Origin of the sequence: Pseudomonas putida, from assembly GCF_022627325.1 — a bacterium.
Taxonomy (GTDB): Bacteria; Pseudomonadota; Gammaproteobacteria; order Pseudomonadales; family Pseudomonadaceae; genus Aquipseudomonas; species Aquipseudomonas putida_X.
In genome coordinates, this window is sequence record NZ_JAETZZ010000012.1 from 161,870 (window position 1) to 174,103 (window position 12,234).

Here is a 12,234-nt window from a genome sequence, read left to right on the forward strand (position 1 = left end):
GCTGCGACATTCCCGGACCTGGCACAAGAGGCTCCCCGGGAAGGCGAGCAATCTTGTTCCCTACGCAGGCGCTAACCTGATCAGGTTCAACGGGATCCGCACCTATGCGATCTCAGCCTTTGCTTCAAGGCACCCCGACAAGAACGTGCGCAGTCTAGACTGGAGTGGCCGGCAAAGCCAAGCGTGTAAAACGGGGGGATGATGAAAGGCACCGCCAACGATTGTTGCCAATTGCGCATGGCACTACACTGCCCCATCGCTCGATACTCAACAGTTCAGTAATTAAATTTCGTACAAGGATTGCCTCTATGCTGCGCAAACTCTCACTGGCGATTGCCGTGTCTTGTGCGTCCAACGGAGTGGCCTGGGCAGCGGATGTGCCCATGACGGTGAAGACTGATTTGGTCAGTGTCTACCAGGAAGCGGTCGACAACAACGCCGATCTTGCCGCCGCTCGCGCCGATTATGGCGCGCGCCGCGAAGTGGTGCCCCAGGCCCGAGCCGGCCTGCTGCCCAACCTGTCGGCAGGTGCCGAAATGATGAACACCCGCACCAAACTCGACGAACCCTCGATCACCTCGAACCGCAGCGGCAATTCCTGGAGCGCCACACTGGCGCAACCTGTCTTCCGCGCCGATCGCTGGTTCCAGTTGCAGGCTGCCGAGGCCGTCAACGAGCAGGCAGCGCTGGAGTTGTCTGCCACTGAGCAAAACCTGATCCTGCAGACCGCGCAAAGCTACTTTGCCGTGCTGCGGGCCCAGGACAACCTGGCAGCCACGAAAGCCGAAGAATCGGCCTTCAAGCGCCAGCTCGACCAGTCCAACGAACGTTTCGATGTCGGCCTGTCCGACAAGACCGACGTGCTGCAGTCCCAGGCCAGCTATGACACCGCCCGGGCCAACCGGATCATTGCCGAACGCCAGGTGCAGGATGCTTTCGAGGCTTTGGTGACCCTCACCAACCGCGAATACACCTCGATCCAGGGCGTTGTTCACACCTTGCCGATACAGGTGCCCACCCCCAACGACGCCAAGGCCTGGGTCGAGACTGCGGGGCGGCAGAACCTCAACCTGCTGGCAACCAACTACGCAGTCGATGCCGCCGAAGAAACCCTACGCCAGCGCAAGGCCGGCCACGCCCCGACCCTTGATGCGGTAGCCAAATACCAGAAAGGCGACAATGACAGCCTGGGCTTCTCCAACCCTTCGCAACTGGGCGTGCGCTACAGCGGTGACGTGGAGCAGACCAGCATCGGCCTGCAGCTGAACATCCCGATCTACAGTGGCGGCCTGACCAGCTCGCAAGTACGCGAGGCATACCAGCGCCTGAGCCAGAGCGAACAACAACGCGAGAGCCTGCGCCGCCAGGTGGTGGAGAACACACGCAACCTGCACCGTGCCGTGAATACCGATGTGGAGCAGGTGCAAGCGCGCAAGCAGTCGATCATTTCCAACCAGAGCGCGCTGGAAGCCACCGAGATCGGTTACCAGGTCGGTACTCGCAATATCGTCGACGTGCTCGATGCCCAGCGCCAGCTGTACACCTCGGTTCGCGACTACAACAACAGCCGGTACGACTACATTCTCGACAACCTCAGCCTGAAGCAGGCGGCTGGTACTTTGAGCCCACAGGACCTGGTGGACCTCAAGCGGTACCTGAAGGCGGACTACAATCCGGACAAGGACTTCCTGCCACCGGACCTGGCGGCGGCAGCGGCGAAGAACTTCGAACGCAGGCCTTGAGGCGAGCGGTCACGGCAATCGCCGAAGCAAAGCGTTCGAGGAGGCATTTCCCGATCCTCTGGCAATCCGCGAGACGCAAAAAAACCCAGGGCAAATGCCCTGGGTTTTCGATGAAGCTGGACGTCTTACCGACCTGAGGTTGCTCAGAACGGAATATCGTCATCAAAGCTGTCAAAGTCAGCAGCCGGCTGCGGCGCAGGCTGTTGCGGCGCAGGGCGCTGCTGAGCCTGTTGCGGGCGTGGGGCCTGCTGACGTGGTGGCGCCTGGTTGTACTGTTGCTGCTGGCCACCCTGGTTGTAGTTGTTACCACCACCTTGGTTGTACTGGTCGCCGCCACCTTGCTGGTTCTGCGGACGGCCGCCGAGCAACTGCATGGTGCCCTGCATGTCGACGATGATTTCGGTGGTGTAACGCTTGATGCCGTCTTTTTCCCACTCGCGGGTCTGCAGCTTGCCCTCGATGTACACCTGCGAACCCTTGCGCAGGTATTCGCCAGCGATTTCGGCAACCTTGCCGAACATCGACACACGGTGCCACTCGGTGCGCTCGACCTTCTGGCCCGACTGCTTGTCGGTCCACTGCTCGCTGGTAGCCAGGCTCAGGTTGGTCACGGCGTTACCGTTGGGCAGGTAGCGGACTTCGGGATCCTGGCCACAGGTGCCGACCAGAATGACTTTGTTAACCCCACGGGCCATAACGTTCTCCTAGGCTTCGCACGCCGAAGAGGCTGGGTTCACCAGACGCTCGAGGGTCGCACGGTCCAAAATTTTCGTATCCAGTTTGATATAGATGGCAGCTTCTTCTGCCACCACAACGGCGTCGGTCACACCCGGCACGGCCATCAGGCGCTCGGTCAGGCCGGCTTCCCGGACTGCCTCAGGCGTCAGCGGCATGCGCAGGCTGGTCACATACGGCGGCTCGTTCATGCGTAACGCAACCACCAGCCATACGGCACACAGCACCGCGCAACCGAGGAACACCGTGTTCAGCCCACCGTGCTGGAACAGCCAGCCGCCAAGAATCCCACCCAGCGCAGCACCAAGGAACTGGCTGGTGGAATACACCCCCATCGCCGTCCCCTTGCCGCCAGCAGGCGACACCTTGCTAACCAGCGACGGCAGCGATGCCTCCAGCAGGTTGAATGCAGTAAAGAATACCACGGTGCCAATCACCAGTCCGCGCAAGTTGTCAGCCCACTGCCAGAAGAACACCTCCACCAGCAGCAACACACTGACCGCTCCGGCCAATACGCGTTTCATCTTGCGCTTTTTTTCGCCGTAGATGATGAAAGGGACCATTGCAAAAAATGAGATGAACAGCGCAGTCAGGTACACCCACCAGTGCTCTTCCTTGGGCAAGCCACCGCGCTCGACGAAGGCCAGAGGCAGCGCAACGAAGCTCGCCATGAGGATCGCGTGGAGGATGAAGATGCCGGCGTCCAGGCGCAGAAGGTCCGGATGGCGCAGGGTTGGACCGAGTGCCTGGCGCGCCACACCCGATTCGCGGTGCTGCAAGGTGCTGTGGGTGTTGGGCACGATGAAGGCGATCAGCAAAATGCCCACCAGCGCAAGTCCTGCCGTGGCGAGGAACAATCCTGACAGGCCGAAGGCGCTGGTGAGAAGTGGGCCAACGACCATCGCCACAGCGAACGACAGGCCGATGCTCATGCCGATCATGGCCATGGCCTTGGTACGGTGCTGCTCGCGGGTCAGGTCGGACAGCAGCGCCATGACTGCGGCAGAAATCGCCCCGGCGCCCTGCAGAATTCGCCCGGCAATCACACCCCAGATGGAGTCGGCCTGAGCCGCCAGTACACTGCCCAAAGCGAAGATCACCAGGCCCAGGTAGATCACCGGACGGCGGCCGATGCGATCGGAAATCATCCCGAAAGGGATTTGAAAAAACGCCTGGGTCAGGCCATAGGCACCGATGGCCAGGCCGATCAGCGCGGGCGTGGCACCGGCCAGGTCCATGCCGTAGGTGGCCAGCACCGGCAAGACCATGAACATGCCCAGCATACGAAAGGCAAAGACCAGGGCCAGGCCGCCAGCGGCGCGCGTTTCGCTGCCACTCATGCGCTCGTTGTGGGTGTCGTGCATGGATTAACCTCGTGTGAACCGGCGGCGATTCTATCAGTCCGACAGCTTGACGGCATCTACGTGACGCTTTGCCGCGTACTGGCAGCGCCCCGTATACTTCCTTGTTTATGCCCGCCAAGCGAGGCCGCAGTGGACAAGATCCTTATTCGTGGGGCACGTACCCACAACCTGAAGAACATCGACCTGACCCTGCCGCGGGACAAGCTGATCGTGATCACCGGCTTGTCCGGGTCCGGGAAGTCTTCCCTGGCATTCGATACCTTGTATGCCGAGGGTCAGCGCCGCTATGTGGAATCGCTGTCGGCCTACGCCCGGCAATTCCTGTCGATGATGGAAAAACCTGACGTCGACACGATCGAAGGCCTGTCGCCTGCCATCTCCATCGAGCAGAAGTCGACTTCGCACAACCCGCGCTCGACGGTAGGCACCATCACCGAAATCTACGACTACCTGCGCCTGCTTTATGCCCGCGTGGGTACTCCGCGCTGCCCGGACCACGACATTCCGCTGGAGGCGCAGACCGTCAGCCAGATGGTCGACCTGGTGCTGGAGCGCCCGGAAGGCAGCAAGCTCATGCTGCTGGCACCGGTAGTGCGCGAGCGCAAGGGTGAGCACCTGGCCGTGTTCGACGAACTGCGTGCCCAAGGCTTCGTTCGGGCACGCGTCAACGGCAAGCTCTACGAACTCGACGAACTGCCTAAGCTGGACAAGCAGAAGAAACACAGCATCGATGTGGTGGTGGACCGGTTCAAGGTCCGCGCCGACCTGCAACAACGCCTTGCCGAGTCATTCGAGACCGCCCTCAAGCTGGCCGACGGCATCGCCCTGGTCGCCCCGATGGACGATGAAGAAGGCGAAGAGACGATCTTCTCCGCTCGCTTCGCCTGCCCGGTGTGCGGCCATGCGATCAGCGAACTGGAGCCCAAGCTGTTTTCGTTCAACAACCCGGCCGGCGCCTGTCCGACCTGCGATGGCCTGGGGGTAAAGCAATTTTTCGATATCAAGCGCCTGGTCAACAGCGAGTTGACATTGGCCGAGGGCGCTATCCGCGGCTGGGATCGGCGTAACGTCTACTACTTCCAGATGCTGGGTTCGCTGGCAGCGCATTATGGGTTCAGCCTGGAGGAACCGTTTGGCGAGCTGTCGGCCGAGCACCAGAAGGTAATCCTGCAAGGCAGTGGCAAGCAGAGCGTTGACTTCAAGTACCTGAACGACCGTGGCGACATCGTCAAGCGTTCGCACCCGTTCGAAGGGATCGTGCCCAACCTGGAGCGGCGCTACCGCGAAACCGAGTCGGCCACGGTGCGTGAGGAGCTGGCCAAGTTCCTCGGCACCCAGCCCTGCCCCGACTGCCGCGGCACCCGCCTGCGCCGGGAAGCACGGCATGTCTGGGTTGGCGAAAAAACCCTGCCGGCGGTGACCAACCTGCCTATCGGTGAAGCCAGCAGCTACTTCGGTGAGCTGACCCTGACCGGGCGTCGCGGTGAAATTGCGGCAAAGATCCTCAAGGAAATCTGCGAACGCCTGCAGTTTCTGGTTAACGTTGGCCTGGATTACCTCACCCTGGATCGCAGTGCCGACACCTTGTCCGGCGGCGAAGCGCAGCGGATCCGCCTGGCCAGCCAGATTGGTGCGGGGCTGGTCGGGGTGATGTATATCCTTGATGAACCGTCCATCGGTCTTCATCAACGCGACAACGACCGCCTGCTCGCCACCCTCAACCACCTGCGCGATCTGGGTAACACCGTGATCGTGGTCGAGCACGACGAAGACGCCATTCGCCTGGCGGACTACGTGGTGGATATCGGCCCAGGTGCCGGCGTACACGGTGGCCAGATCGTTGCCGAGGGTACGCCGCAAGAAGTCATGGCACATCCCGACTCGCTGACCGGGAAGTACCTGTCCGGCCGCAAGAAAATCGCCGTCCCTGCCAAACGCACGCCCCGCGACAAAAAGCTGTCCCTCAAGCTCAAGGGCGCGCGAGGCAACAACCTGCAGAACGTTGACCTGGAAATCCCGATCGGCCTGCTGACCTGCGTGACTGGCGTATCCGGCTCGGGCAAGTCGACGTTGATCAACAACACGCTGTATCCCCTGGCCGCTACTGCCCTCAACGGTGCCAGCAGCCTGGAAGCCGCACCGCACAGCAACATGGATGGCCTGCAGCACCTGGACAAAGTCGTCGACATCGACCAGAGCCCGATCGGCCGCACACCGCGTTCGAACCCGGCGACCTATACCGGCATCTTCACCCCGATTCGTGAGCTGTTTTCCGGCGTGCCGGAATCGCGCTCACGCGGCTACGGCCCGGGGCGTTTCTCGTTCAACGTCAAGGGCGGCCGTTGCGAGGCGTGCCAGGGCGATGGGCTGATCAAGGTGGAAATGCACTTCCTGCCGGACATCTACGTGCCGTGCGACGTGTGCAAGAGCAAGCGCTACAACCGCGAAACCCTGGAGATCAAATACAAAGGCAAGAACATCCACGAGGTCCTGGAAATGACCATCGAGGATGCGCGCGAATTCTTCGATGCGGTGCCGGCGCTGGCGCGCAAGCTGCAAACCTTGATGGATGTAGGCCTGTCTTACATCAAGCTGGGCCAGTCGGCGACCACACTGTCGGGGGGTGAAGCGCAAAGGGTCAAGCTCTCACGCGAGCTGTCCAAACGCGATACTGGCAAGACCCTGTACATCCTTGACGAGCCGACTACGGGCCTGCACTTCGCCGATATTCAGCAGTTGCTGGACGTCTTGCACCGCCTGCGCGACCACGGCAACACGGTGGTGGTTATCGAGCACAACCTCGATGTGATCAAGACCGCGGACTGGTTGGTCGACCTGGGCCCAGAGGGTGGCTCGAAGGGTGGGCAAATTATTGCCAGCGGTACCCCGGAGGAACTGGCCAAGATGAAGCAGTCGTACACAGGGCACTATCTGAAACCGCTTCTGGAGCGTGACCGGGCCTGATCTGGTAGCCCATGAAAAAGCCCCAGGCACGGATGGTGCCTGGGGCTCTTTTTTATCTGTGGATAACTTACATCTGCGACTGCAGGTAGTTTTCCAGGCCGATGGCCTTGATCAGGCCCTGCTGCTTCTCAAGCCAGTAGGTGTGATCTTCTTCGGTATCGGCCAGCTGCGCACGCAGGATATCGCGACTGATGTAGTCCTTGTGCAGCTCACACAGCTCGATGCCTTTGCACAAGGCCGCACGAACCTTGTACTCGAGCTTGAGGTCCGCTTCGATCATTTCCGGCACAGTGCTACCCACTTCCAGGTCATCCGCGCGCATGTCGGGGGTGCCTTCGAGCATGAGGATACGCCGCATCAGCGCATCGGCGTGCTGGGTTTCCTCTTCCATCTCATGGTTGATGCGTTCGTAGAGCTTGGACAGGCCCCAGTCTTCGTACATGCGCGAGTGAATGAAGTACTGGTCGCGTGCGGCCAGTTCGCCCTTCAGCAACGTGACGAGATAATTGATTACGTCCGGGTGACCTTGCATCGCCCTGATTCTCCGTGTGGATACGTCTAATGAGACATAGTTTGAACCAGGAATTGCCCACGGTCACTGAAAAATGCGCAATCAGGGGCAAAAATCAGGTAAACAGTAGTGATATTCATTGAAAAACCGCCCAAATGAGGGCGGTTCTTCTTATCACTTCGAGTTAGGCGAGATTCACGCCCAATGCCTTGGCAATGCCTTCACCATAGGCCGGATCAGCCCTGAAGAAGTACTGCAGTTGTCGTTGAATGACATCTTGACTGACACCTGCCATGGTTCCGGCGATATTGCTGATCAGCAGTGCCTTTTGTTCATCGTTCATCAAGCGGAACAGTGCACCGGCGTGGCTGTAGTAGTCATTGTCTTCACGGTGATCGTAGCGGTCCGCAGCGCCTTTGAGGGCCAATGCAGGTTCGCCATGGCCAGGCGACTGCTTAGGCGCATCGCCATAGCTATTGGGCTCGTAATTGGGTGCACTGCCATAGCTACCAAACGCCATTGATCCATCACGCTGGTAGCTATTGACCGGGCAGCGTGGCGCGTTGACCGGCAACTGCTGGTGGTTGGTGCCCACACGGTACCGGTGCGCATCGGCATAGGCGAAAACGCGGCCCTGCAGCATGCGGTCTGGGGACAGCCCAACGCCCGGCACCATGTTGCTCGGGCCAAACGCAGCCTGCTCGACTTCAGCAAAATAGTTGAGCGGGTTGCGGTTGAGCTCCAGGACACCCACCTCGATCAACGGATAGTCCCTCTGCGACCAGGTCTTGGTCACATCGAACGGATTTTCTTCGCGGCTGGCTGCCTCCTCCTCAGTCATGACCTGAATGCACACGGTCCAACGGGGGAAGTCTGCGCGCTCGATGGCCTCGAACAGGTCACGCTGGGCGTAGTCAGGGTCTGTACCCGCCAGGCGCGCAGCGTCGGCTGGCGTAAGGTTCTTGATACCTTGCTGGGTCTTGAAGTGCCATTTGACCCATGTGCGCTCGCCGGTAGCGCTGATCAAGCTATAGGTGTGGCTGCCGAAGCCGTGCATGTGCCGGTAGCCGTCCGGAATGCCGCGATCGGAGAACAGGATGGTGACCTGGTGCAGCGCTTCAGGCGAGTGCGACCAGAAATCCCACATCATCTGAGCGTTCTTCAGGTTTGATTGCGGATGGCGCTTCTGGGTGTGGATGAAATCCGGGAACTTGAGCGGATCGCGGATGAAGAAAACCGGCGTGTTGTTGCCGACGATGTCCCAATTGCCTTCCTCGGTGTAAAACTTTACCGCAAAGCCGCGAGGATCACGCTCGGTGTCAGCCGAACCACGCTCGCCGCCGACGGTGGAAAAGCGCAGGAAGGTTTCCGTCTGCTTACCAATCGTGTCGAACAGCTTGGCCTTGGTGTAGCGAGTGATGTCGTGGGTGACGGTAAACGTGCCATAGGCTCCCGAGCCTTTGGCATGTACACGCCGCTCAGGAATGTTCTCGCGGTTGAAGTGAGCGAGCTTCTCGATCAGGTGGAAATCGTCGAGCAACAACGGGCCGCGCGGGCCAGCAGAGCGGGAATTCTGATTGTCAGCTACGGGGGCACCGCTGGCGGTGGTGAGAATCTTGCTCATGGGCTCTCCATATCGGTTTTGAACTGCCGGCGAATCGGCTTGGATAGGAGTATCGACGAGCGGTCGATTCAGAACAAATTCATTGCACGTGTCGTATCGATAGAAAAAAACAATTCCTATAAAAACAAAAAACCGGGCACTAGGCCCGGTTTTTTGTAGCAGACAGAACGTCTTACTCGGCAGCTTCTACAGCACCACCGACTGGACGATCAACCAGCTCGACGTACGCCATAGGCGCGTTGTCGCCAGCGCGGAAACCGCACTTCAGGATGCGCAGGTAGCCGCCCTGACGGGTGGCGTAACGCTTGCCCAGATCGTTGAACAGTTTGCCAACAGCGGACTTCGAACGGGTACGGTCGAAGGCCAGACGGCGGTTAGCAACGCTGTCTTCCTTGGCCAGGGTGATCAGCGGCTCGGCAACGCGGCGCAGTTCCTTGGCTTTCGGCAGGGTGGTTTTGATCAGCTCGTGCTCGATCAGCGACACAGCCATGTTCTGGAACATAGCTTTGCGGTGAGAGCTGGTACGGCTCAGGTGACGTCCACTTTTACGATGACGCATGATTCATTCCTTACCAAACACTACGTTCGGTGATTACGACGATCAGGCGGTCGCCTTGTCGTCTTTCTTAAGACTTGCAGGCGGCCAGTTGTCGAGGCGCATGCCGAGAGACAGACCACGAGAGGCCAGCACGTCCTTGATTTCAGTCAGGGACTTCTTGCCCAGGTTAGGAGTCTTCAACAGCTCTACTTCGGTACGCTGAATCAGGTCGCCGATGTAGTAGATGTTCTCCGCCTTGAGGCAGTTGGCCGAACGTACAGTCAGTTCCAGGTCGTCAACCGGACGTAGCAGGATCGGATCGATCTCGTCTTCCTGCTCGACTACGACAGGCTCGCTGTCACCTTTGAGGTCGACGAACGCGGCCAACTGCTGTTGCAGGATGGTCGCAGCGCGGCGGATAGCCTCTTCAGGATCCAGGGTGCCGTTGGTTTCCAGATCAATGACCAGCTTGTCCAGGTTGGTACGCTGTTCAACACGGGCGTTCTCGACCACATAGGCGATACGACGCACCGGGCTGAACGAAGCGTCCAGCTGCAGACGGCCAATGCTACGGCTTTCGTCTTCGTCGGTTTGACGGGAGTCAGCCGGCTCGTAACCGCGACCACGAGCTACAGTGAGCTTCATGTTCAGGGCGCCGTTGGACGCCAGGTTCGCGATTACGTGATCGGGGTTGACGATCTCGACATCGTGATCCAGCTGAATATCGGCAGCGGTAACCACCCCCGAACCCTTTTTCGACAAGGTCAGCGTAACTTCGTCACGACCGTGCAGTTTGATAGCCAGACCTTTAAGGTTCAACAGGATTTCAATTACGTCTTCCTGTACACCTTCGATCGCGGAGTACTCATGGAGTACGCCATCGATCTCGGCCTCGACTACTGCACAGCCAGGCATGGAGGACAACAGGATGCGGCGCAGCGCGTTGCCCAGGGTATGGCCGAAGCCACGCTCGAGAGGCTCGAGCGTGATCTTGGCGCGGGTCGGACTGACTACCTGCACATCAATATGGCGGGGAGTCAGGAACTCATTTACCGAAATCTGCATGGATGCACCTATTTTCTAGCCCTTACTTGGAGTAGAGCTCGACAATCAGGTTTTCGTTGATGTCGGCAGAGAGGTCGCCGCGAGCAGGAACGTTCTTGAAAACGCCCGACTTCTTAGCGGAATCTACGTCTACCCACTCAACGCGGCCACGCTGGGCGCACAGTTCAAGGGCTTGAACAATGCGCAGCTGGTTCGACGACTTCTCGCGAACCGCGACCACGTCACCCGGACGAACTTGGTAGGATGGAATGTTTACAGTCTTACCGTTGACGCTGATCGCTTTGTGCGAAACCAGCTGACGGGACTCGGAACGAGTCGAGCCGAAGCCCATACGGTAGACGACGTTATCCAGACGGCACTCGAGCAGTTGCAGCAGGTTCTCACCGGTTGCGCCTTTTTTCGAGGCAGCAGCTTGGTAGTAACCGCGGAACTGACGCTCCAGAACACCGTAGATACGACGGACTTTTTGTTTCTCGCGCAGCTGGGTACCGTAGTCGGACTGACGGCCACGGCGCTGGCCGTGGATACCTGGGGCTGCTTCGATGTTGCACTTCGATTCCAGAGCGCGAACGCCGCTCTTCAGGAACAGGTCGGTGCCTTCACGACGAGACAGTTTGCATTTTGGACCAATGTAACGTGCCATTCTTCTGTCTCCTGATTACACGCGGCGCTTCTTCGGCGGACGGCACCCGTTGTGCGGGATTGGCGTCACGTCGGTGATGCTGGCGATCTTGTAGCCGCAGCTGTTCAATGCACGAACGGCGGACTCACGACCTGGACCTGGACCCTTGACGTTTACGTCGAGGTTCTTAAGACCGTATTCCAGCGCAGCTTGACCAGCACGCTCAGCAGCGATCTGAGCTGCGAACGGGGTGGATTTGCGCGAACCACGGAAACCCGAGCCACCGGAGGTCGCCCAGGACAAAGCATTGCCCTGACGGTCGGTGATGGTCACGATGGTGTTGTTGAAAGACGCATGGATGTGGGCGATGCCATCAACCACTGTCTTTTTGACTTTCTTACGAGGACGAGCAGCAGGTTTTGCCATGTCTATATTCCTGGGCGATTACTTGCGGATCGGCTTACGCGGGCCCTTACGGGTGCGTGCGTTGGTCTTGGTGCGCTGACCGCGAACCGGCAGACCTTTACGATGACGCAGGCCGCGGTAGCAACCCAGGTCCATCAAGCGCTTGATCTTCATGTTGACGTCACGACGCAGGTCACCTTCGGTGGTGAACTTCGCAACTTCGCCACGCAGGGTTTCGATTTGCTCGTCGCTCAGATCCTTGATCTTAGCGGCTGGATTTACACCAGCATCTGCACAGATCTTCTGTGCAGTTGTGCGACCGACACCATAGATGTAGGTCAGCGAGATAACAGTATGCTTGTTATCTGGAATGTTGACGCCTGCAATACGGGCCATTCAGTGGGACTCCAATTGACAGCTACCTACGCCCCGGAAGCCAAGAAATAGGGCGCGAGATAATATCGCTGTAGAAACGAATAATCAACCCAGCAGCACACTAGCTGCTGGGTTTGAAACGCAGATCACACTCAGCCTTGGCGCTGTTTGTGACGCGGTTCCGCGCTGCAGATCACTCGTACGACGCCTTCGCGACGGATGATCTTGCAGTTGCGGCACAGCTTTTTCACCGATGCACGAACTTTCATTACCGACTCCTCGAACCTTA

At 59.2% G+C, this 12,234-nt stretch carries 12 protein-coding genes and 1 riboswitch; of the genes, 2 read left to right on the top strand and 10 right to left on the bottom strand.

Translation table 11 applies throughout. The features are described from left to right. Nucleotides 1-40: 40 nt before the first annotated feature. Nucleotides 41-147, bottom strand: a riboswitch (TPP riboswitch). A gap of 161 nt (nt 148-308) precedes the next feature. Further along, a complete protein-coding gene (locus JNA92_RS19485) occupies nt 309-1,742 on the top strand; it encodes a TolC family outer membrane protein (protein WP_241806272.1) in 1,434 nt (477 codons plus the stop codon). Nucleotides 1,743-1,885: 143 nt separating this feature from the next. Here the strand turns inward: JNA92_RS19485 and JNA92_RS19490 are convergent, their stop codons facing one another. Both JNA92_RS19490 and JNA92_RS19495 read right to left on the bottom strand, forming a co-directional pair. Then, nucleotides 1,886-2,437, bottom strand: a complete 552-nt coding sequence (locus JNA92_RS19490; RefSeq protein ID WP_012316509.1) for a single-stranded DNA-binding protein — start codon at nt 2,435-2,437, stop codon at nt 1,886-1,888. Nucleotides 2,438-2,446: 9 nt separating this feature from the next. Further along, the gene (locus JNA92_RS19495) at nt 2,447-3,841 is read right to left on the bottom strand and encodes an MFS transporter (RefSeq protein ID WP_241806273.1); all 1,395 of its coding nucleotides are present in this window, start codon (nt 3,839-3,841) and stop codon (nt 2,447-2,449) included. 129 nt (nt 3,842-3,970) lie between these two features. Here JNA92_RS19495 and uvrA point away from each other — a divergent pair, with 129 nt between their 5' ends. Next, entirely contained in the window at nt 3,971-6,805 is a 2,835-nt protein-coding gene (gene uvrA, locus JNA92_RS19500) for an excinuclease ABC subunit UvrA (protein WP_241806274.1), read from the top strand. Between the two features lie 67 nt (nt 6,806-6,872). Here uvrA and bfr read toward each other — a convergent pair whose 3' ends face one another. The 8 genes from bfr to rpmJ form a co-directional block, all read right to left on the bottom strand. Next, nucleotides 6,873-7,337 carry a bacterioferritin gene (gene bfr, locus JNA92_RS19505; protein WP_012316512.1) on the bottom strand — a complete coding sequence of 155 codons (465 nt, stop codon included), beginning with the start codon at nt 7,335-7,337 and terminating at the stop codon, nt 6,873-6,875. 163 nt (nt 7,338-7,500) lie between these two features. Then, nucleotides 7,501-8,940, bottom strand: a complete 1,440-nt coding sequence (locus JNA92_RS19510) for a catalase (RefSeq protein WP_241806275.1) — start codon at nt 8,938-8,940, stop codon at nt 7,501-7,503. Nucleotides 8,941-9,112: 172 nt separating this feature from the next. Next, nucleotides 9,113-9,499, bottom strand: a complete 387-nt coding sequence (gene rplQ, locus JNA92_RS19515) for a 50S ribosomal protein L17 (protein WP_003255451.1) — start codon at nt 9,497-9,499, stop codon at nt 9,113-9,115. 42 nt (nt 9,500-9,541) lie between these two features. Next, complete coding sequence (locus tag JNA92_RS19520) at nt 9,542-10,543, bottom strand: DNA-directed RNA polymerase subunit alpha (RefSeq protein ID WP_003255452.1); 1,002 nt, start codon at nt 10,541-10,543, stop codon at nt 9,542-9,544. Nucleotides 10,544-10,565: 22 nt separating this feature from the next. Further along, nucleotides 10,566-11,186 carry a 30S ribosomal protein S4 gene (rpsD, locus tag JNA92_RS19525; RefSeq protein ID WP_012316514.1) on the bottom strand — a complete coding sequence of 207 codons (621 nt, stop codon included), beginning with the start codon at nt 11,184-11,186 and terminating at the stop codon, nt 10,566-10,568. Nucleotides 11,187-11,201: 15 nt separating this feature from the next. After that, on the bottom strand, nt 11,202-11,591 hold the full coding sequence (gene rpsK / locus JNA92_RS19530; protein ID WP_003255454.1) for a 30S ribosomal protein S11: 390 nt from the start codon (nt 11,589-11,591) through the stop codon (nt 11,202-11,204). Nucleotides 11,592-11,609: 18 nt separating this feature from the next. Next, the gene (gene rpsM, locus JNA92_RS19535; RefSeq protein WP_012316515.1) at nt 11,610-11,966 is read right to left on the bottom strand and encodes a 30S ribosomal protein S13; all 357 of its coding nucleotides are present in this window, start codon (nt 11,964-11,966) and stop codon (nt 11,610-11,612) included. A gap of 131 nt (nt 11,967-12,097) precedes the next feature. After that, entirely contained in the window at nt 12,098-12,214 is a 117-nt protein-coding gene (rpmJ, locus tag JNA92_RS19540; RefSeq protein ID WP_002555468.1) for a 50S ribosomal protein L36, read from the bottom strand. Nucleotides 12,215-12,234 lie beyond the last annotated feature (20 nt).